Consider the following 21,542-nt stretch of genomic DNA (forward strand, 5'->3'; position numbering starts at 1 on the left):
CAAGGGGGAGATCAGGCGGCCAGGTCGAACACCAGCACTTCGGCATCCTTGCCGCCGGCCAGCGTCACCTGCGATTCGCCTTCGAGCATCGCGGCGTCGCCGCCGGAGAGCTTCTGGCCGTTCACTTCGAGCTCGCCGCGCACCAGGTGCACGTAGCTCTTGCGCTTCGGGTCGAGCGAGAGGCTGGCCTTCTCGTCGCCGTCGAAGAGACCGGCGTACAGGCTCGCATCGGCATTCACCTTCACCGAGCCTTCGCTGCCTTCGGGCGACGCCACCAGGCGCAGCTTGCCGCGCTTCTCGTCGTCGCTGAACTTCTTCTGCTCGTAGCCGGGCTCGATGCCGCGCTCCTTCGGCAGGATCCAGATCTGCAGGAAGTGCGTGGTCTGGTCGGCCTTGTGGTTGAACTCGCTGTGCATCACGCCGCGGCCCGCGCTCATGCGCTGGACGTCGCCCGGGGGAATGCTCTCCACGTTGCCCATGCTGTCCTTGTGCGCCAGTTCGCCCGAGAGCACGTAGCTGATGATCTCCATGTCCTTGTGGCCGTGGGTGCCGAAGCCGGCACCTGCCGCCACGCGGTCCTCGTTGATCACGCGCAGGTTGCCGAAGCCCATGTGGGCCGGGTCGTAGTAGTTGGCGAAGGAAAAGCTGTGGAAGGAGCGCAGCCAGCCATGGTCGGCATAACCGCGTTCCTGTGATTTACGGACTTGCAACATCGTCTGACTCCTTCTGCCCTGCCCCTGTGGGGGGTGTGCGGGCCTTCTTCGTATGCCGCGCCGGATGCGCAGCGGATGTGAAGAATTTTGGGTCTCGGCACCCGCTCGAAAGACGCCGCGGTTTGATGGCACCATTCAAATATTTTGATCAATGGAACCGCCATGCCCAGCCCCAGAGACGTGCTGACCCCCGACGCACTTGCCATGCTCCAGGCAGTGGCCGCCACCGGCAGCTTCGCCGCCGCCGCCCGCGCCCTGAACCTCGTGCCCAGCGCACTGAGCTACCGGGTGCGCCAGATCGAGGACGCCCTCGACGTGCTGCTGTTCGACCGCAGCACCCGCCAGGCACGGATGACCGAGGCCGGCGCCGAGCTGCTGCGCGAGGCCGAACGGCTGCTCGGCGAGATCGACGCGGTGGCCAACCGGGTGAAGCGCGTGGCCACCGGCTGGGAGGCGATGCTGACCATCTCGGTCGACAGCGTGATCGCCCGCGACCCGCTGCTCGACCTGGCCACCGCCTTCTTCGCGCTGGAGCCGCCTACCCGGCTGAAACTGCGCGACGAGACCCTGCTGGGCACCATCGAGGCACTGACCACGGGCGAAGCCGACCTCGCCATCGGCGCGGTGCTCGATGCCGCGAGCCTGGCCTTCAGCGCCACCGGCATCCGCAGCCGACTCATCGGCGAGCTGTGCTTCGTCTATGCGGTGGCGCCGCACCACCCGCTCGCACGCGAAACCCAGCCGCTGACCGATGCCGTGATGCGCCGGCATCGCGCAGTGGCGGCGGCCGATTCGGCGCGCCATGGGCCCAGCATGACGGTGAACCTGGTCGGCGGGCAGGACGTGCTCACCGTGCCGAGCATGCAGGCCAAGATCGCGGCGCAGTTGCACGGGCTGGGCGGTGGATTCCTGCCTGAGCCGATGGCGCGGCCGTACATCGAGGCCGGGCATCTTGTCGAGCTGAAGACGGAGCGCAAGCCGCCGCTGGGATCGCTGCACTGCGCATGGCGGGTGCCGAGCGCCGGCAAGCCGGGGCGCGCGCTCGAATGGTGGCTCGCGCAGTTCGAGCACGAAGGCACGCGGCGCGCGCTGCTGGAGCGCCATCGGGGCCGATGACGCAGCCGCGCTCCATCGACGGGGCCGACGAGTATTGCCGAGGATCGCGCGGCGCCGCTAAGGGTGTGCCCTCAGGCGGAGCGGCTGCCGGACCGATGTAGAGTGCAGACACATCCATCCGCATTCCATCCAGAAGAAAAGAGCCGTTCATGAGCACTCGCGCAACTGCAAGGAAACCGGCCAAGGCCGCCGCCGACCGTCACCGAACCCCGCCGGCCCCTAAACAGCCCAAACAGCCCGCCCAGCCCCGCCACTTCGCCGTCGTCGGCGCCGGCATCGCCGGGGTGGCCTGCGCGCGGACGCTGGTGCAGGCCGGCCACAAGGTCACGCTGTTCGAGCGCAACGACGCCCCCGGCGGGCGCATGGCGAGCGTGGACACCGCCTTCGGCCGCTTCGACAGCGGCGCCCAGTACTTCACCGTGCGCGATCCGCGCTTTGCCCTGGCACTGGAGAACACCCCCGGCGTGTGCAAGCGCTGGAGCGCCAACCTCGTGCGCGTGCTCGACGCACACGGCCGCGTGGCCGAAGCTGCGCTGCCTTCTCTCGAGCCGCACTGGGTGGCCCAGCCCGGCATGGATTCGCTGGTCGCCCGCTGGGCGGAGCCGCTGGGCGACAGCCTCGTCACCGGCGCGCGCGTCACGCAGATCGAGCCCGATGCGCTCGACGCGAAGCGCTGGCAACTGCGCACCGCCGGTGCCGACGATTCGCAGCACGTCTATTCGGGCTTCGACGCCGTGCTGCTCGCGGTGCCGCCCTCCGCTGCCCGTGCCCTGCTGGGCGACGGCGGCAAGCTCTCGGCCACGCTGGCCCGCAAGATCGCCCCCGTGCGCATCGCGCCCTGCTGGACGCTGATGATCGCCTACCCCCAGGCCAACCAGCCCAACATGTCCCACCTGGGCCCGCAGTGGAACGCGGCCCGCAGCACGCACCACCGCGTCGCCTGGCTGGCGCGCGAATCGTCCAAGCCCGGGCGCGAGCCGGTCGAGCGCTGGACGCTGCAGGCCAGCGCCGCCTGGTCGGAGGAACACCTGCGCGACGCACCCTCGCGCGTGGAAGCCAAGCTGCTGCGCGCCTTCGCCGAGATCACCGGCATCTACGCCACGCCCGCGCATGCGCAGGCCACCCGCTGGGACGAAGCCCAGACCCAGGTGCCCGTGGGCACCACCCACCTGTGGGACGCCAAGGCCCGCATCGGCGTCGCGGGCGACTGGTGCACCGGCCACCGTGTGGAGGAAGCCTTCCTCTCGGGACTGTCGCTCGCGCTCGACGCGATCTGACCGGGCCGCGATGAGGGAGACCGGCCGCTTCGCGCCATCGCCCACCGGAGCGCTGCACGCGGGCTCGCTGGTGGCCGCGCTCGCGAGCTGGCTCGACGTTCGCGCGCGCGGCCCGCAGGCACGCTGGCTGGTGCGCATCGAAGACGCCGACACCGAACGCTGCCTGCCCGGCATGGGCGAGCACATCCTCCAGCAGCTGGCCGCCTGCGCCCTGCTGCCCGACGAGCCGCCCGTGTGGCAGACCCGGCGCACCGACCGTTACGAGGCCGCCCTGGAGCGGCTGAAGGCGCGCGGCCTCGCCTATCCCTGCGGCTGCTCGCGCAAGGACATCAGCGAAGCGCTCGCCAGGCTGGGTCAGCGGCACGAACGCCACGGCGAACGCGTGTACCCCGGCACCTGCCGCGACGGGCTGCACGGCAAGCCCGCGCGCGCCTGGCGCTTCGCCACCGAGAAATTCGAGGCCGACCTTCCGCCCACGCCCGGCGTACCCTGGGAGGAAGACGCCGGCGATGCGACCGCTGGCGGCGAACTCTGCTTCACCGACCGCCGCCTCGGCCGCCCGTGCCAGAACGTGAGCCGCGAGGTCGGCGACTTCGTGCTGCGCCGCGCCGACGGCCCGTGGGCCTACCAGCTCGCGGTGGTGGTCGACGACGCCGAACAGGGCGTGACCGACGTGGTACGCGGCGAGGACCTCGTGGACAACACCGCGCGCCAGATCCTTCTGCAGCGCGCGCTGGGCTTTCCCACGCCAAGTTACCTGCACACGCCGCTGGTGCGCGGCGCCGACGGCGACAAGCTCTCCAAGCAGAACGGCGCGACCTCCATCGACACCCGCTCCCCGGCCGCCGCGCTGGCCGCGCTCGACGCCGCGGCGCGCGTGCTGGGCCTGAGCCCTTCCACGGCCACCGACTGCCCTGCGGCGCTGGCCGGCTGGGTGCCCGAATGGCGTGCTCTCTACAATTCGCGCCCGTGATGAATCTTTCCGATACCGTGTCCAACGACCTTCCGCCGGGCCATGACGAGGGTGCCGACGAAGGCGCCGACAAGCCCCATCCGCTGCACCGCCGCCTCAAGAGCTTCGTCAAGCGCGGCGGCCGCACCACCGAGGGACAGGCGCGCGCCTTCTCCGAGCTGGGGCCGCTGTTCCTCGTGCCCTACAAACCCGAGCCGATCGACCTGACCGCCACCTTCGGCGGCCGCGCCGGCCCGACGGTGCTGGAGATCGGCTTCGGCATGGGCGAGGCCACCGCGCACATCGCGACAGTGCTGCCCGACACCAATTTCTTCTGCTGCGAAGTGCACGAGCCCGGCGTGGGCGCGCTGCTCAAGCGCATCGGCGAGCAGCAGCTGTCGAACATCCGCATCTGCGCGCACGACGCGGTCGACGTGCTCGACCACATGCTGCAGCCCGGCACCCTGGCCGGCGTGCACGTGTTCTTTCCCGACCCGTGGCACAAGAAGCGCCACAACAAGCGCCGGCTGATCCAGCCCGGGTTCGTGACCAAGCTCGCGCAGCACCTGCGCCCCGGCGGCTACATCCACTGCGCGACCGACTGGCAGCCCTACGCCGAGCAGATGCTCGAGGTGCTCTCGGCCGAGCCGCTGCTGCGCAACACCGCAGAGGGTTACGCGCCCAAGCCCGACTACCGGCCGCTGACCAAGTTCGAGAACCGCGGCATCAAGCTGGGCCACGGCGTGTGGGACCTGGTGTTCGAGCGCAAGGCCTGACGCACTCGCATCGGCCCGAGCGGGCCTTGCCGGATTGAGCCTGCTGCCGCGGCATGGCACGATGCCGCGGATGACCAGCAACAAGACTGACGCAGAGCAGCTCCATCTGCGCGACCTCGCCCGGCTGCGCCGGGTTCGCGACCGCATCGACCGCGAGTACGCGCAGCCGCTGGACGTCGAGGCCCTCGCCTTCGGCGTGCACATGTCGGCAGGCCACCTCAGCCGCCAGTTCAAGCTCGCGTATGGCGAGGCGCCCTATTCCTACCTGATGACGCGGCGCATCGAGCGCGCGATGGCGCTGCTGCGCCGGGGCGACCTGAGCGTCACCGAGGTCTGCTTCGAGGTCGGGTGCTCGTCGCTGGGCACCTTCAGCACGCGCTTCACCGAGCTGGTGGGCATGTCGCCCAGCGCCTACCGCCGCGAGGCCGCCATGCAGACCGAGGGCATGCCGCCGTGCGTGTCGAAGCAGGTCACGCGACCGATCAGGAATCGAGAAGCGCCGGCCCCACGGTCGAACCTAGACTGAGCGCTCCTCGACAACAACACACCGGAGCGACCACGATGAACATCAGCATCCACGCGAGTTTTCTGCCGCACAACGACCCCGAGGCCTCGCTCGCCTTCTACCGCGACCTGCTCGGCTTCGAGGTCCGCAATGACGTGGGATACGGCGGCATGCGCTGGATCACCGTCGGCCCCGCGGGCCAGCCCGGGGTTTCCATCGTGCTCTCGCCGCCGGCCGCCTACCCCGGCATCACCGACGACGAGCGCCGCACCATCGCCGAGATGATGGCCAAGGGCACCTACGCTGCCATCCTGCTGGCCACGCCCGACCTCGAAGGCACCTTCGCGAAGCTGCAGGCCAGCGACACAGAGATCGTCCAGGAGCCGACCGACCAGCCCTACGGCGTTCGCGACTGCGCGGTGCGCGACCCCGCGGGCAGCCTGATCCGCATCCAGCAGCTGGGCTGAGGCGGAGAGACGGACCGATGAGCACCAAGGCGACGAAGAAGACGACCACGGCCGCAAAGACAGCCGCAAAGACAGCAACAAAGACGACAGCGAGGGCGGCGGCGCCTGCGAAGGCGCAAGACGCCGCCGACAGCCACGACATGATCCGCGTGCACGGCGCGCGCGAGAACAACCTCAAGGACATCAGCATCGAGATCCCGAAGCGCAGGCTGACGGTGTTCACCGGCGTCTCGGGCTCGGGCAAGAGCTCGCTGGTGTTCGGCACCATCGCGGCCGAGTCGCAGCGGCTGATCAACGAGACCTACAGCGCCTTCGTGCAGGGCTTCATGCCCACGCTGGCGCGGCCGGACGTCGACGTGCTCGACGGCCTGACCACCGCGATCATCGTCGACCAGCAGCGCCTGGGCGCCGACCCGCGCTCGACCGTGGGCACGGTCACCGACGCCAACGCGATGCTGCGCATCCTGTTCAGCCGCCTGGGCAAGCCGCACATCGGGCCGCCTGGCGCCTTCGCCTTCAACGTGCCTTCGGTCAGCGCGGCGGGTGCGATCACCGTGGAACGCGGTGCGAAGACGAAGACGGTGAAGGAAAGCTTCAACCGCATCGGCGGCATGTGCCCGCGCTGCGAGGGGCGTGGCGCGGTCACCGACTTCGACCTCGCCGAGCTCTACGACGACGGCAAGTCGCTCAACGAAGGCGCGCTCAAGATCCCCGGCTACAGCATGGAAGGCTGGTACGGGCGCATCTTCCGCGGCTGCGGCTTCTTCGACGCGGACAAGCCGATCCGCAAGTTCACCAGGAACGAGCTGCACGACCTGCTCTACAAGGAGCCGACGAAGATCAAGGTGGACGGCATCAACCTGACCTTCGCGGGGCTGATCCCGACGATCCAGAAATCATTCCTGTCGAAGGACGTGGAAGCGATGCAGCCGCACGTGCGCGCCTTCGTGGAGCGCGTGGTGACGTTCTCCACCTGCCCCGAATGCGAGGGCACGCGGCTCGCGGCGCCGGCGCGCTCGTCGAAGATCAGGGGCGTCAACATCGCCGACGCCTGCGCGATGCAGATCAGCGACCTCGCCGAGTGGGTGCGCGGCCTGAAGGAACCCTCGGTGGCGCCACTGCTGCAGGCGCTGGCTGCGAGCCTCGATTCCTTCGTGGAGATCGGCCTGGGCTACCTCTCGCTGGACCGGCCCTCGGGCACGCTGTCGGGAGGCGAGGCGCAGCGCACGAAGATGATCCGCCATCTCGGCTCCTCGCTCACCGACGTGACCTACGTGTTCGACGAACCCACCACCGGCCTGCATCCGCACGACATCCAGCGCATGAACGAGTTGCTGCTGCGGCTGCGCGACAAGGGCAACACGGTGCTGGTGGTCGAGCACAAGCCGGAGGTCATCGCCATCGCGGACCACGTCGTCGACCTCGGCCCGGGCGCGGGCTCGGCCGGCGGCAGCGTTTGCTTCGAGGGCAGCGTCGAGGGGCTGCGCGGCAGCGGCACGGTCACGGGGCGGCACCTGGACGACCGGGCGACGCTGAAGAAGAAGGTTCGCAAGCCGACCGGCAAGCTCGAGATACGCGGCGCGACGACGCACAACCTGCGCAAGGTGAACGTCGACATTCCGCTCGGCGTGCTCGCCGTGGTCACCGGCGTGGCTGGCTCGGGCAAGAGCTCGCTGGTGCACGGCTCCATTCCGGCCGGCGCGGGCGTGGTGAGCATCGACCAGAGCGCCATCCGCGGCTCGCGGCGCAGCAACCCGGCCACCTACACCGGGCTGCTCGACCCGATCCGGAACGCCTTCGCGAAGGCCAACGGCGTGAAGCCGGCTCTCTTCAGCGCCAACTCCGAAGGCGCCTGCCCCACCTGCAACGGCGCGGGCGTGATCTACACCGACCTCGCGATGATGGCCGGCGTGGCAACCCCCTGCGAGGAATGCGGCGGCAAGCGCTTCCAGGCCTCGGTGCTGGAGTACCGCTTCGGCGGGCGCGACATCGCCGAGGTGCTGGCGATGCCGGTGGACGAGGCCCTCGCCTTCTTCGGCGAAGGCGAGGCGCGCACGCCGGCCGCGCACGCCATCCTGCAGCGGCTGGCCGACGTGGGACTGGGCTACCTGCGGCTCGGGCAGCCGCTCACCACGCTGTCGGGCGGCGAGCGCCAGCGGCTCAAGCTGGCCACGCAGATGGCCGAGAAAGGCGACATCTACGTGCTCGACGAGCCCACCGCCGGCCTGCACCTGGCCGACGTGGCGCAGCTGCTGGGCCTGCTCGACCGGCTGGTGGATTCGGGCAAGTCGGTCATCGTGGTCGAGCACCACCAGGCCGTGATGGCGCATGCCGACTGGATCATCGACCTCGGCCCCGGCGCGGGGCACGAGGGCGGGCGCGTCGTCTTCGAGGGAACGCCGGCGGACCTCGTCGCCAAGCGCTCGACGCTCACAGGCAGGCATCTCGCTGGCTACGTGAAGGGAGACTGATCGAAGCCCCTTCAGCGGGCATGCCTGCCTTCCACCCTGGCCCTGAAATTGCTACACTTTTTTACTAATGTGAAAGAAGGTGTCCAATGAACACGTCACGCAGGGAATGGTTGGGCAAGGCAGGCGCGCTGGTGCTCGGAAGCGGCATCGGCATAGCCCACCCCGTCATGGCGCAGACCGCGCGGACGGCGGCCGCGGCCGGAGCAGCGCGCGTCGTGCTGCTGGGGCAATCGGTGCCGCTCACTGGCAGCGCCTCCGAGATCGGCAACGCCTTCGCGGCCGGCAGCCGCCTCGCGGTGACCGCGTTCAACGAGCGCAATGCGGCCGGCGGCCTGCAGCTCAAGCTGCTGCAGCTCGACGACGGCTACGACGCGGCCCGCGCCGCCGCCAATGCGCGCACCCTGCTCACCACCGACAAGGCCGACATGCTCTTCGGCTTCGTCGGCACGGCCAGCAGCGAGGCCGGCGCGAACGTCGCCACGCAGCAGGGCAGCCTGCTGTTCGCGCCCTTCGCGGCTTCCGACACGCTGCGCGGGGCCGATCATCCGAACGTGTTCCATGTGCGCCCCGGCATGATCGACGAGGCCCTGAAGATCGTGAGGCAGTGCGCCACCGTGGGGCAGACGCGCGTGGCGCTGGTGGGCGACGACGACGCCATGGGCCGCGCCGGCCTCGCGGCCGTGGAGCAGGCCATCAGCGAACTCAAGCTCACGCCGCTGGTCGCCAGCGCGCTGGTGCCGGCCAATGGCGACAAGCTGGATGCGGCCCTGAAGGAGGTGCAGAAGCAGTCGCCGCAGGCCATCGTGCTGGTGTCGCTCTCGGGCACCACGGCCAACGCGATCCGCAAGCTGCGCAAGAGCGGCTACTCGGGCAGCTTCATGGCCTTCTCCATCGTCGGCATCGACCCGCTCTACGCCACGCTCGGCAAGGACATCGGCGGCATCGTGATCTCGCAGGTGGTGCCTTCGCCGCGCCCCTCGGCCATTCCGATCGTCAAGGAGTACCTCGCGGCCGTCGACAACTCCGACCAGAACCCCTCGTACGAAGGCCTGGAGGGCTTCATCGCGGCCAAGGCCGCGGGCGAGGCGGTGAAGCGCGCCGGCCGGGGGCTGAACCCCGCGGGCCTCATGCGGGTGATGTCGGGCATGACCGACTACGACGTGGGGGGCTTCCGCATCAACCTGCGCCCGGGCCTGCGCGACAGCGTGCGCAACATCGACCTGATCAGCATCTCGGCCGACGGGCGGGTGCTGAGGTAGGCGGCACCCGCCCTTCTAGCCGGTGCTCACGAGCGCACGCAGCGCGTCGAGCGAGCGCAGCTCGATGCGCCCGTAGCCCAGCGAAAGCACGCCCTCGGCCGCCAGCGCATTGAGCTCCTTCGACAGCGTCTGGCGCGTCACGCCGAGCATCATGGCCAGCGCCTCCTGCGGCAGCTGCAGTTCGTGGCGCAGCTGCACCGACTGCGTGGCGTCGCCGCGCGCCAGCACCAGCAGCCGGTGCGCCACCCGCGCGCGCAGGCTGCGCAGGGTGGCGTCCTCCGCGAGGCCGTAGAGCATGCGCACGCGCGAAGCGAGCATCGCCGCGATGGCGTTGGAGAAAACCACATCGCGCATCAGCTGCAGGAAGGCCGCGGGCGGCACCACCAGCAGGTCGAGCGCCTCCAGCGCGGTGGCGTCGTGCGTGCGCGGCGAGCCGTCGATCAGCGTGATCTCGCCGAACCAGTTGCCCGGCTCCAGCACGGCGAGGATGGCCTCGCGGCCGTCCTGGCGCAGCGACGAGACCTTGATGGTGCCCGCCACCAGCCCGTAGAAGCCGCCGTCGGTGGCATGGATGGGGTCGCCCTGGCGGAACACCATCGCGCCGCGGCGTACGTGGTGCAGCTCGGCCGCACCCACCAGTGCCTCGCGCTGAGCGCGCGGCATGCTCATGAACCACGGGTTGCCTTCCAGCGCGGCACGGTGCGCGGCGGAAAGACGCGGCTTCGAAGTGGCGGCCATGAAGATGGAAATGACGAAGGAATAACGAAGGAATGACGCGGGAACGGGGGTTTACCAGAACCCCGCATTGTCAAATTCTTGACAGTTGATGGTCAAGCGCAGGCATACAGTGGCCAGCTCCCCCACAGGACTCAAAAGAACGGAGACTCCGGCGATGAATGCACGCGCAAGTTTCAAGAGCATGCAGGAAAGCACGCGCGAAGACTGGCAGCTGATCGGTGGCGAATTCATGCAGTTCGCGGGCGGCCTGCCCGCTCGCGTGATCAAGCACCTGCAGATCCTCGAAGGCGACTACGGCGGCTTCCCGGTCGACCGCTACACCCACTCCCTGCAGACCGCCACCCGCGCGCTGCGCGACGGCCGCGACGAGGAATACGTGGTGTGCGCCCTGCTGCACGACATCGGCGACACGCTCGGCAGCTTCAACCACCCCGACATCGCCGCAGCCATCCTCAAGCCCTTCGTGAGCGAGGCCAACCACTGGATGGTGCAGAACCACGGCATCTTCCAGGGCCACTACTTCTTCCACCACATCGGCCTGGACCGCGACATGCGCGACAACTTCAAGGGGCACCCGCACTACGAGCGCACCGCCGAGTTCTGCGCGCTCTACGACAACCCCGCCTTCGACCCCAAGGCCGAGACCCTGCCCATCAGCGAGTTCGAACCCATGCTGCGCCGCGTGATGGCGCAGCCGAAGCAGAGCATCTACAAATCGGCGCTGCAGCCTGCTGCACAGGCCGCCTGAGGTCCGACAGCCGAACGCACAAGGAAGACAAGAGCCACGCAGGAGTCGAAGAGAAAACCGGAAACCATTTCTTGGTCTTCCTCCTGCGACTGCTGCGCAGCCTTCGCACCCTCCGCGTCCGGCCGCCCGATTTCGACAACTTCCAAAGGACACCCCACCATGAACGCCTTCGCACAACCCGAAATCCAGAAGCTGGTCTCCGCCGAGGAGTGGCAGCTGCGCGTCGACCTTGCCGCCTGCTATCGCCTCGTGGCGCTGCACGGATGGAGCGACCTGGTCTTCACGCACATCAGCGCGCGCATTCCGGGCCCCGAGCACCACTTCCTGATCAACCCCTACGGCCTGATGTTCGACGAGATCACCGCGTCGAGCCTAGTGAAGGTCGACCAGCAGTGCAACAAGGTCATCGATTCGCCCTACCCGGTGAACCCGGCGGGCTTCGTGATCCACAGCGCGGTGCATGCGGCGCGGGAAGACATCCAGTGCGTGCTGCACACCCACACCCGCGCCGGCATCGCCGTGAGCGCGCAGAAGAACGGCGTGCTGCCCATCAGCCAGCAGTCGACCTTCGTGCTGGCCTCGCTGGCCTATCACGACTACGAGGGCGTGGCCTTCCGCGACGACGAGAAGCCGCGCCTGCAGGCCGACATGGGCAACGCCAATTTCCTCATGCTGCGCAACCACGGCCTGCTGACCTGCGGCAAGACCATCGCGGACGCTTTCCTGTCGATGTACACCTTCGAGGCCACCTGCCAGATCCAGATCGCGGCGCAGTCGGGCGGAAGTGAACTCACGCACGTGGACCCGCGCATCGTGGAAGGCGTGGGCCAGGCCATGAAGGTGCAGACCGGCGGCCTGGGCGGGCAGTTCGTCTGGCCCGCGCTCATCCGCAAGCTCGACCGCATCGACGACAGCTACAAGCAGTAGGCCCTTCGCCGGTCCCGGTTTCCACGGCTGCCAGCGCCTGCGCGACGGGTGCCGGCGGCCATTTTTTTGCCTTCCCGCCGGGGCAGCTGACAGGTGCCGGCCCCCGTTGCCGGTGCGATGATCGCCCGATGGAACTGAGGCAACTGCGCTACTTCGTCAAGGTCTGCGAGCTTCGCAGCATGGGCCGCGCCGCGGTCGAACTGGGCGTCGTCACCTCGGCGCTGAGCCAGCAGATCAGCCGGCTCGAGGGCGAGCTTTCCACCCGGCTGCTCAAGCGCAGCGCCAGCGGCGTGGTGCCCACCGATGCCGGCGTGGCCTTCCTTCACCAGGCCCAGCTCGTTCTGCGCCATGCCGACGACGCGGTGCTCGCGGCGCAGCAGGCGCGGCTCTCGGGCCACGTGAGCGTGGGCCTGGCGCCCACCACCGCCACGGTGCTCGGCGTGCCGCTCATGCGGGCCATGCGCGAGCGCTACCCCGAGGTGCGGCTGCACCTGGTCGAGTCGCTCTCGGGCCATCTCACGACCATGCTGCAGTCACGGCAGCTCGACCTGGCCGTGCTGTTCCAGACCGACACGCCGCGGCGATGGAGCGTGACGCCGCTCCTGGCCGAGAAGCTCTTCGTGATCGCCTCTCCCACGCTGGCGCACCGCCCCACCGGTGCACGCGTGCGGCTCGCGCAGCTGGCGGAGCTGCCCCTCATCCTGCCCAGCGGCAGCCACGGCCTGCGCGCCACGCTGACGGCCGCCTTCACGCGGGCCCGCATCTCGCCGCGCATCGTGGCCGAGGTCGACGGCCTCGCGCTGCTGATGGATGCGGTGCGCGCCGGCCACGGCGCGACCATCCAGCCCGGCGCCGCCACCGCGCGGCATGGCCGCGACGACCTGCAGCTCACCCAGATCGCGGACGCGCACGTGGGCCGGCGCAACCTGCTCGTGAGCCTGTCGGACGACGAACTCTCCCCCGCCGCGCTGGCCACCCGCGTGGTGGTGGCCGACACGGCGCGCGCCCTGGTGCGCGACGGACTCTGGGCAGGCGCCAGCCTTCTCGAAACGTGAACACCCCTTGCCCGAACCGGCCTTTCGCCTGAAGGCCGGCCTGCCTACAGTCTCCCGATCCCAAGGAGACCCACGAGTGAGAGTGATCGACGTACTGGTTGTCGGAGGCGGCAACGCCGCCCTCTGCGCCGCCCTGATGGCGCGCGAGGCTGGCGCCTCGGTGCTGCTGCTCGAAGCCTCGCCCAAGGCATGGCGCGGCGGCAATTCGCAGCACACGCGCAACCTGCGCTGCATGCACGACGCGCCACAGGATGTGCTGGTCGATGCCTATCCCGAAGAGGAGTACTGGCAGGACCTCCTGAAGGTGACCGGCGGCCTCACCGACGAGCGCCTCGCGCGCCTGGTGATCCGCGCCTCGTCCAACTGCCGCGACTGGATGCGCAGCCACGGCGTGCACTTCCAGCCTCCGCTGTCGGGTGCGCTGCACGTCGCGCGCACCAACGCCTTCTTCATGGGCGGCGGCAAGGCGCTGGTCAACGCCTATTTCCGCAGCGCCGAACGGCTCGGCGTGCAGATCCGGTACGACACGCCCGTGGCCTCGGTCGAGCTCGACGGCGACCGCTTCGTGGCCGTGCGCACCGAGGCCGGCGAACGCATCGAAGCGAGGAGCTGCGTGCTGGCCGCCGGCGGCTTCGAGTCGAACCGCGAATGGCTGCGCGAGGCATGGGGACGGAACGAGCGCGGCGAATGGCCGGCCGACAACTTCCTGATCCGCGGCACGCGCTTCAACCAGGGCGTGCTCTTGAAGCACATGATCGAGGCGGGCGCCGACAGCATCGGCGACCCGTCGCAGGGCCACATGGTGGCCATCGACGCACGCGCACCGCTGTACGACGGCGGCATATGCACGCGCATCGACTGCGTGTCGCTGGGCGTGGTGGTCAACCGCGAGGCGAAGCGCTTCTACGACGAGGGCGAGGACTTCTGGCCCAAGCGCTATGCGATCTGGGGCCGGCTGGTGGCGCAGCAGCCGGGGCAGATCGCGTGGTCGGTCATCGACCAGAAGGCGGTCGGGCGCTTCATGCCGCCGGTGTTTCCCGGCACGCAGGCCGGCACGCTCGGCGAACTCGCACGCAGGATCGGGCTGGACGAAGCCGCCTTCGTGCGCACCGTGGAGGACTACAACGCCGCATGCCGCGTCGGCCGCTTCGATCACACCACGCTGGACGACTGCCGCACCGAGGGCCTCGCACCCGCCAAGACGCACTGGGCACGCCCCATCGACACCGCGCCCTTCCATGCCTATCCGCTGCGGCCCGGCATCACCTTCACCTACCTGGGCCTGAAGGTCGACGAAACGGCGGCCGTGCGATTCGGCGGACGGCCCAGCCCGAACCTCTTCGTTGCCGGCGAGATGATGGCCGGCAACGTGCTGGGCAAGGGCTACACCGCGGGCGTCGGCATGAGCATCGGCACGGCCTTCGGCCGCATCGCAGGCACGCAGGCAGCGAAAGCCGCGCGGGCCTCCACGAAGAACGACAAGGAGGCCGCGCTTGCAGCAGCTCACTGATCTCATCACGCGCGCACAAGCGGATGCCCAGGGCACGCCAGCACGGCGCGTGATTTCCATCGCCCCCGCGCTGCCGCTGACTGCCGGCGCAGAGGAAGTCGCGCGCATCCTGCAGATCTGCAACGCCTGCCGCTACTGCGAAGGCTTCTGCGCCGTGTTCCCGGCCATGACGCGCCGGCTGGACTTCGGCAACAAGGCCGACACCCACTACCTCGCCAACCTCTGCCACAACTGCGGCGCCTGCCTGCACGCCTGCCAGTACGCGCCGCCGCACGAGTTCGCGGTGAACGTGCCGCAGGCCATGGCGCGGGTGCGCATGCAGACGTACCACGACTACGCCTGGCCGCCCGCGATGGGGGCGCTGTACCGCAGGGCCGGCCTCACGGTCGCACTGGCACTGGCGGGCGGGCTCGCCCTCTTCCTGGTGCTGGCCATGGCGATGTCGGGCTCGCTGATGCACGAGCCGATGGCGGGCAACTTCTACGCGATCTTTCCCCACAACCTGCTCGCGCTGGTGTTCGGCGCGGTGTTCCTCTTCGTGATGCTCGCGCTGGCGATGGGCGTGCGCCGCTTCTGGCGCGAGGTGTCTCCGGCGAACGATCCGCAGAACGCGCCAGACCTGCCGGGCGTGCGCGGCGGCGCCAGCGTCGAGGCCGCGCACGACGCGCTGCGCCTGAAGTACCTCGACGGCGGCCACGGCGAAGGCTGCAACAACGAGGACGACCGCTTCACCCCGTGGCGCAGGCGCTTCCACCACTTCACCTTCTACGGCTTCATGCTGTGCTTTGCATCGACCTGCGTGGCGACGCTCTACCACTACCTGCTCGACCTGCATGCTCCCTATGCCTTGACCAGTCTGCCGGTGCTGCTGGGCACTGCCGGCGGCCTCGGGCTGCTGATCGGCCCTGCGGGCCTGCTGTGGCTGAACCTGCGGCGCGACCCGGCGCATGGCGACACGGCACAGCGCCCGATGGACCGCGGCTTTATCGCCCTGCTGCTGCTCACCAGCCTCACCGGCCTCGCGCTGCTGGCGTGGCGCGACACGCGCTTCATGGCGCTGCTGCTGGCGGTGCACCTGGGCGTGGTGATGGCGCTCTTTCTCACGCTGCCCTACGGCAAGTTCGCGCACGGCATCTTCCGCTCGGCGGCACTGCTGAAGTTCGCGATCGAGAAAAGGCTGCCGAGCCGATTGCAGCTGGGCGCGGATTGATCGCTGGACCTCCGGTGGCGCGGAGGCGTCCTGAAATTATTCCCGTCAGAATTTAACTGGCCTGCCAACGCACTTTCTCTGCGAATTTATTCACGCACCGGCTGGCTTTCAGCGACTGGCCACCCTCCTCGAATCGCGCGCTCGAATAATCCGAAAAAACTAATTTCGGTCGAGCGATCGATTATTCAGGGAGGATCCCGTGACCAAGCCCATCCTGGCTGGCCGTCGCGTCACCATTGCCACGCCCGTCGGCGAGGCGCTGCAATTCCATCGGCTGGTCGGCCGTGAGGCGCTGAGCCAGGCCTACGCCTTCGATGTCGACCTGCTCGGCCGCAGCAACGCCATCGAGCCCAAGGCGCTCCTGGGCAAGACGGCAACGGTGTCGCTGCAGACCGAGCACGGCGGTACGCGCCATCTCGCCGGCATCGTCACCCGCTTCGGCCTCGCTCGGGAGGATGCGCGGCAGAGCTTCTACGCGATGAGGCTGCGCCCCTGGCTGTGGCTCGCGACCAGGCGCCACGACTACAGGATCTTCCAGGACCGCAGCGTTCCCGAGATCGTCGCCGAAGTACTCGGCCGCTACGGGCATCCCTTCGAGCAGAAGCTCACGCGCAGCTACCGGGTGTGGAACTACTGCGTGCAGTACGGCGAGAGCGACTTCGACTTCGTCTCGCGTCTGTGCGAGCACGAGGGCATCCATTACTGGTTCCGCCACGAGACCTCGCAGCACGTGCTGGTGTTCGCGGACGACATCGCCATTTCGCACGGCCCGCTGCCCGGCGGCGAGACAGTGCGCTACCACCCGCACGAGCAGTCCGGCATGACCGGCGGCGAAGAACCGGCCGAACGCATCTACGCATGGGAGATGGCCGAAGACCTGCGCTCCGGCCACCACTGCACCGACGACTACGACTTCGAGAGGCCCAAGGCCGACCTGCGGAGCCAGCGCCAGATGCCGCCGGGCCACGATCACGACGACCATGAGGTGTTCGAATGGCCCGGCCACTATCTGCTGAACGGCGACGGCGACACTTACGCGCGCATCCGCAATGAAGAGCAGCTGAGCGCACGCAGTCTTGTCAGCGGCCGTTCCAACCTGCGTTCGCTGGCACCAGGCCACACGCTGCGGCTGGCCGGCCATCCTCGCGACGACCAGAACCGCCAGTACCTCGTGCTGGGCGTGGCCTATCACCTGCAGGAGAACCTGCGCGCCACCGAAGGCACGGCCGCCACGTCGGGCGGCTCCATTCAGCGCTTCGCCTTCGATGCGCAACCCACCAGCTTCGCCTGGCGACCTCCGCGCACGACGCGCAGGCCTCGCACCGGCGGTCCGCAGACTGCTGTGGTAGTCGGCCCCGCCAGCGAGGAGATCTGGACCGACCAGTACGGCCGTGTCAAGGTGCAGTTCCAGTGGGACCGCCTGGGCGGCAGAGACGAGAACTCCTCCTGCTGGCTGCGCGTGTCTCACGGGTGGGCCGGGGCCCGGTTCGGCACAGCCGCGCTGCCACGCATCGGCCAGGAAGTGGTCGTCGATTTCCTCAACGGCAACCCCGACCATCCCATCGTCGTCGGGCGCTTCCACAACGCCGACGAGATGCCGGCGTGGAAGCTGCCCGCCCAGACGCACCTGACAGGCATCCGAAGCCGCGAATTCGGAGCCAGCCTGCGCGGAAACCACCTGGCACTCGACGACAGCCCGGGCAAGGTGCAGGCCCAGCTCAAGAGCGACCACCATTGCAGCAGCCTCAGCCTCGGATACATAGGCCGCATCGAGGACACCACGGGCCGCAAGGACGACCGCGGCCAGGGCTTCGAGCTGCGCACCGATGGGCACGGGGCACTGCGCGCCGCCAGCGGCCTGCTCGTGAGCACCGAACCGCGGCCGAACGCACGGGCGCATATCACCGACATGGGCGAGACCGTTGCGCGGCTCACGCAGGCACGCGAGGTGCACGAAGGCATGTCGCAGCTCGCGCTGGAAGCCAAGGCGCACGAAAGCGGTGACCAGAACGAGGTCGCCGCTGAACTCAAGCTGCAGAACGACGCGATCCAGGGCAAGGGCAACCACGCCGCGCAGAGCGAATTCCACGAGTTCAGCCAGCCGCACCTCACGCTCGCGAGCCCCTGCGGCATCCAGGCCACGGCGCAGGGCTCCAGCCACTTCGCGAGCGCGGGACACAACGCACTGACCAGCGGCGGGCACACCAGCGTGGCCACTGCGAAGAGCTTTCTGGTCTCGGCAAAGAACGCCGTGCGCATGTTCGCCTACAAGGCCGGCATGAAGCTGGTGGCGGGCAACGCCGACATCGACATCGTGGCGCTGAAGAACAGCATCAGCGTGCTCGCGAAGATGAACATCCGCCAGGAGGCCAACCGGATCACGATCACTGCGGCGGAAGAAGTCGTCATCAACGGCGGGGCGAGCTACACCTGCTGGAACGCCTCGGGGATCGTGCATGGCACGCGCGGAGCATGGCGGGCGCACGCGGCGAAGCACAGCTTCATCGGGCCCGACAGCCGCACGCCTGACAAGATGAACCGGGATGTGCAGACGCGGTTCGACCAGGAGGTGCTTTTTCATCACATCGACGAGGAGGACACGCCTGCGGCAAGGCAGCTGTTCGAGCTGATGCGTGACAGCGAAGGCGCGGCAACGCCCGCCCCTTCGGGCAGGACACTTGCGCAGGAAGCACCCGTTGGCGACATCACCAGCAACGACGGCACCACGCGGCAGCAGCGCTCGGACGGCCCTGAGTCGTACAAGGTCGCATGGCTCGGGAGGGCCTCCTGATGGCAGTGCAGGGAGAAGAAGAGGACATCTGGCTGGACTTCAGCCTGGGCCTGGACGGCTTCGCGGAGGTCACCGCCGTGACGACGCCGCTCGACGACAGGAGAAAGGTCCGCGTGCGCGTGCCCCCGGGCAAGCTGATCCCGATCGTGTTCCTGCCCGGCATCATGGGCAGCAACCTCCGCCTGTCCCGCGAGCGGCAGGAGCTGCTCAAACGAAGCGACAACCTCGCATGGTGGCCCGACAAGAAAGGCGATGCGTTCTCGCGGCGCAACGCAAGCGCCGCGGCCCGCCAGATGCGGCTGGACCCCGACGAGGTGGAGGTCGACCGCTACAACGTCACCGACGAGAAGATCGAGGGCAAGAAGCGCCGCCGCTTCGATGCCACGGGCGATACGACCATCAGCTCCGACAAGCGCCACGACAACGTGCCCGATGACCTTGGCGACATCAGCAAGCTGCTCATCACCGATCCCAAGGCCGATCCGACGCACCCGCTGGCGAGCAATCGGCAATGCTTCACCGCTGCCCAGAAGGCCCGTGCACGCGGCTGGAGCGAAGTGATGTTCGACGCCTACGGCAGCATCCTGCAGTCGATGGAACGCCAGCTCAACGACATGCTGCGCCGCGAGGAAAACAAGCTCGTCGTGTCGCCGGCATGGGTCGACAAGAGCAATCCCGAAGCGCTCATCGGACGGTCACCTTCGAGCTTCGGCGTTCACGACGCGCAGCCGCTGAGCGAGGACGATATCCGCAGGATCGGCAACTGCTGGTATCCGGTGCACGCCTTCGGCTACAACTGGCTCAGGAGCAACGGCGAGGAAGGAAAACAGCTCGCGAAGAAGATCGAGCTGCTGATCGACACCTACAACCACAACGGCTTCGACTGCCCCGGCGTCATCATCGTCACGCACAGCATGGGCGGCATCCTGGCGCGGGCGATGATGCACGCGGACTACGGCGGCATCAGGCATCGCATTCTGGGCGTGGTGCACGGGGTGATGCCCACCACCGGCGCGGCCGCCGCATACAAGCGCATGCGCGCGGGCTTCGAGGGCAGCAACAAGCCCTGGTGGCATCTGAAGTCCCGGTTGATAGGTGGCATCACGCAGGGCGTCCTGGGCGACAACGGCGAGGAAGTGACGGCCGTGCTGGCCAATGCGCAAGGCGGCCTGGAACTGCTGCCGGCAGCCGCCTACGGCACGCAGTGGCTGCAGGTGCAGGACGACAACGGCAAGTTCCTGGCGAAATGGCCCAGTAGTGACGCAACGAGCGAGATCTACACGCTCGATCGGGACAAGTGGTGGAGGTTGATCAATCCGGATTGGATTGATCCGGCGGGGCAGGGACAGTTGCCTCCTGATAAAGGCGGAAAGACCGAAGAGCAGATCGGTCCGAAGGCAACGACAGAGCGCATCAAGGAGGCCATGCGCTTTGCCAACACGATCCAGGACACCTTCCATCAGCGCACGTACGCACACTACGGCAGTGATCCGAGCCAACCCGCTTGGAACGACCTGGTGTGGCGCGTCGTAGATGGTGACCCCGCCATCGCCGGAGATCCGCTGGCCTGGACATTGCTGCCCGGAGACCAAGGTGACGACGGCCAGGGCACCTTGCGGGTCAGAGGCGACCGGGGCGAAGTTCTCAAGCTCAAGCTCCAGCGGCCGATGACACCCAGCGACGGCACGGTGCCCGTGGAGCGCAGTGCAGCGAAAGTGCGCGCGAAAGCCAAGTTCGTGCAGGCCGGATACGACCACCAGGGCAGTTACAGCGACGCCAACGCCAGCGCGGCCACGCTCTACGGCATCGTGCGCATCGCGGCCGACTTCGACACCCAATGGTGGTCCGAAAAGAACTGAACTCACCAACCAACCCTGAAGACGAGGACTTTCTGCATGAGCCGACGCATCGAGAAACTGTTCGAGCACACCAAGCTGCTTTGCTTCGGGCGCTATGTGCTAACCGCACCGGTCGATTCGAGACTGGCGTTCGGGCGCGACTTTCCGACGCTCCCCGATCAGGCGAACGATATAGAGAAGGTGATGGAGGCGGAGCGGGCGAGGATTCTTTCCAACAACAAGACAGCCAAGATCACCTACTTCGGGAAAGGCCCCGCACCGGGTACCTGGCTGATCCGATCGTTCAAAAGCGCGTCCGCTAGAGAGGTTGATCTGGAAGGCTTCCGCATCTACTACGTCGTCGGACCACACATCTTCATGAGCGGCCGTGGCACGGACAATGGCGCGACCGCAGATTCAATCCTTCGAGATGCTGTCGAACTCGCCAGCAACCTGCGCGCACGCGAGCGCGACGAGGTCCCCACGGACGAAGGCCTTTGCCATGAATACGGCTTCACCCGTGTCGACGGCACTCGAGGCCCGGCTCTGTCCCAGGCCGGCCTGCACATGGCGGCCCTGCCGGACGTCGTGTTCAGCGTCCAGAGCAACCAGAGCCAGAGCACGAAGGGCAGCAATGGCTACGGCCTGCTCAAGCTCATCAACGACCGCAAGCGGGACGCCGGCAGCAGCTATCCCAGGCTGACGACGCTGCGCGAGGGAAAGAAGAAAGTCCACGGCTGGGACGGCGAAGAGTCGCTGGTTCGCGAAGCCGATGGATCGCACGACTTCGAGTGGATGTTCATCGGTGAAACCGGCAACGTCGCACGTCCGGCCTTGCTGCAAGCGGCGATGTTCACCAAGGTGGCATCAGACCGCGTGGGTGCGGCTGCGGCCTCATCGCTCAACGACGAGGAAGCCATCGCCCTATGGGACAAGCTGCTCGAAGGCCTCAAGTTCCGAGTGGCTGTGCCCGGCGCCCCTGCCAGTGCGATAGCAATCAAGTGAATCGACCCCTGATGACAAAGACACAAGCACCCACCCGCCGCCAGGCTCTGCAGGCCTTGGCATCCGCGCTCGCGCTGCCGCTTGCCAACCTCCCATCGGCACAAATCGCACGGCTCGCCTCACAGCAGGCCGCGAACCGGCTCTGGCGCCCGATCAATGCCTGATGGCCGCCAGCGTCACATCA

General features: G+C 68.2%; 19 protein-coding genes. 17 read left to right on the forward strand and 2 right to left on the reverse strand.

Annotation, left to right across the window (positions count from 1 at the left end; all coding sequences use genetic code 11):
• Window positions 1-11: 11 nt before the first annotated feature.
• Window positions 12-713, reverse strand: a complete 702-nt coding sequence (locus FHY06_RS05600; protein WP_019652178.1) for a pirin family protein — start codon at window positions 711-713, stop codon at window positions 12-14.
• 162 nt (window positions 714-875) lie between these two features.
• Between FHY06_RS05600 and FHY06_RS05605 the strand changes: the two genes are divergently transcribed.
• From FHY06_RS05605 to FHY06_RS05640, 8 genes are all read left to right on the forward strand, one after another.
• Window positions 876-1,829: a LysR substrate-binding domain-containing protein gene (locus FHY06_RS05605; protein WP_019652177.1), complete on the forward strand. Its 954-nt coding sequence runs from the start codon at window positions 876-878 to the stop codon at window positions 1,827-1,829.
• Window positions 1,830-1,978: 149 nt separating this feature from the next.
• Window positions 1,979-3,106 carry an NAD(P)/FAD-dependent oxidoreductase gene (locus FHY06_RS05610; RefSeq protein WP_184603762.1) on the forward strand — a complete coding sequence of 376 codons (1,128 nt, stop codon included), beginning with the start codon at window positions 1,979-1,981 and terminating at the stop codon, window positions 3,104-3,106.
• 10 nt (window positions 3,107-3,116) lie between these two features.
• Window positions 3,117-4,079: a tRNA glutamyl-Q(34) synthetase GluQRS gene (gene gluQRS / locus FHY06_RS05615; RefSeq protein ID WP_184603764.1), complete on the forward strand. Its 963-nt coding sequence runs from the start codon at window positions 3,117-3,119 to the stop codon at window positions 4,077-4,079.
• Window positions 4,079-4,834, forward strand: coding sequence for a tRNA (guanosine(46)-N7)-methyltransferase TrmB (gene trmB, locus FHY06_RS05620; RefSeq protein WP_132751300.1), 756 nt, complete (start codon window positions 4,079-4,081; stop codon window positions 4,832-4,834). Before gluQRS ends, trmB begins: the two co-directional genes overlap by 1 nt.
• 70 nt (window positions 4,835-4,904) lie before the next feature.
• Entirely contained in the window at window positions 4,905-5,360 is a 456-nt protein-coding gene (locus tag FHY06_RS05625) for a helix-turn-helix transcriptional regulator (protein WP_145758653.1), read from the forward strand.
• 35 nt (window positions 5,361-5,395) lie between these two features.
• Entirely contained in the window at window positions 5,396-5,806 is a 411-nt protein-coding gene (locus FHY06_RS05630; RefSeq protein ID WP_019652172.1) for a VOC family protein, read from the forward strand.
• A 17-nt stretch (window positions 5,807-5,823) separates the two neighbouring features.
• Complete coding sequence (locus tag FHY06_RS05635) at window positions 5,824-8,277, forward strand: ATP-binding cassette domain-containing protein (protein ID WP_184603767.1); 2,454 nt, start codon at window positions 5,824-5,826, stop codon at window positions 8,275-8,277.
• An 86-nt stretch (window positions 8,278-8,363) separates the two neighbouring features.
• On the forward strand, window positions 8,364-9,536 hold the full coding sequence (locus tag FHY06_RS05640; RefSeq protein WP_184603769.1) for an ABC transporter substrate-binding protein: 1,173 nt from the start codon (window positions 8,364-8,366) through the stop codon (window positions 9,534-9,536).
• Between the two features lie 15 nt (window positions 9,537-9,551).
• Here FHY06_RS05640 and FHY06_RS05645 read toward each other — a convergent pair whose 3' ends face one another.
• Window positions 9,552-10,274 carry a Crp/Fnr family transcriptional regulator gene (locus tag FHY06_RS05645; RefSeq protein WP_184603770.1) on the reverse strand — a complete coding sequence of 241 codons (723 nt, stop codon included), beginning with the start codon at window positions 10,272-10,274 and terminating at the stop codon, window positions 9,552-9,554.
• Window positions 10,275-10,428: 154 nt separating this feature from the next.
• Here FHY06_RS05645 and FHY06_RS05650 point away from each other — a divergent pair, with 154 nt between their 5' ends.
• The 9 genes from FHY06_RS05650 (at window position 10,429) to FHY06_RS34730 (ending at window position 21,522) form a co-directional block, all read left to right on the forward strand.
• On the forward strand, window positions 10,429-11,022 hold the full coding sequence (locus FHY06_RS05650; protein ID WP_126182093.1) for an HD domain-containing protein: 594 nt from the start codon (window positions 10,429-10,431) through the stop codon (window positions 11,020-11,022).
• A 159-nt stretch (window positions 11,023-11,181) separates the two neighbouring features.
• Window positions 11,182-11,949 (forward strand): class II aldolase/adducin family protein, encoded by a 768-nt coding sequence (locus tag FHY06_RS05655; RefSeq protein ID WP_019652166.1) that lies wholly within the window; start codon window positions 11,182-11,184, stop codon window positions 11,947-11,949.
• 128 nt (window positions 11,950-12,077) lie between these two features.
• Window positions 12,078-13,004, forward strand: a complete 927-nt coding sequence (locus FHY06_RS05660; protein ID WP_132798164.1) for a LysR substrate-binding domain-containing protein — start codon at window positions 12,078-12,080, stop codon at window positions 13,002-13,004.
• A gap of 82 nt (window positions 13,005-13,086) precedes the next feature.
• Window positions 13,087-14,514: an FAD-dependent tricarballylate dehydrogenase TcuA gene (gene tcuA / locus FHY06_RS05665; protein ID WP_184604136.1), complete on the forward strand. Its 1,428-nt coding sequence runs from the start codon at window positions 13,087-13,089 to the stop codon at window positions 14,512-14,514.
• Window positions 14,498-15,724: a tricarballylate utilization 4Fe-4S protein TcuB gene (gene tcuB, locus FHY06_RS05670; RefSeq protein WP_184603771.1), complete on the forward strand. Its 1,227-nt coding sequence runs from the start codon at window positions 14,498-14,500 to the stop codon at window positions 15,722-15,724. The genes tcuA and tcuB overlap by 17 nt, the downstream gene beginning before the upstream one ends.
• Window positions 15,725-15,923: 199 nt before the next feature.
• Window positions 15,924-18,515 (forward strand): type VI secretion system Vgr family protein, encoded by a 2,592-nt coding sequence (locus FHY06_RS05675; protein ID WP_184603772.1) that lies wholly within the window; start codon window positions 15,924-15,926, stop codon window positions 18,513-18,515.
• Entirely contained in the window at window positions 18,515-20,374 is a 1,860-nt protein-coding gene (locus FHY06_RS05680) for a Tle4 family T6SS lipase effector (RefSeq protein ID WP_184603773.1), read from the forward strand. The genes FHY06_RS05675 and FHY06_RS05680 overlap by 1 nt, the downstream gene beginning before the upstream one ends.
• A gap of 36 nt (window positions 20,375-20,410) precedes the next feature.
• Window positions 20,411-21,358 carry a T6SS immunity protein Tli4 family protein gene (locus FHY06_RS05685; protein ID WP_184603774.1) on the forward strand — a complete coding sequence of 316 codons (948 nt, stop codon included), beginning with the start codon at window positions 20,411-20,413 and terminating at the stop codon, window positions 21,356-21,358.
• Window positions 21,359-21,369: 11 nt separating this feature from the next.
• A complete protein-coding gene (locus tag FHY06_RS34730; protein ID WP_221404097.1) occupies window positions 21,370-21,522 on the forward strand; it encodes a hypothetical protein in 153 nt (50 codons plus the stop codon).
• Window positions 21,523-21,542 lie beyond the last annotated feature (20 nt).

It is taken from the genome of Variovorax atrisoli, from assembly GCF_014195185.1.
Classification (GTDB): Bacteria; Pseudomonadota; Gammaproteobacteria; order Burkholderiales; family Burkholderiaceae_C; genus Variovorax; species Variovorax atrisoli.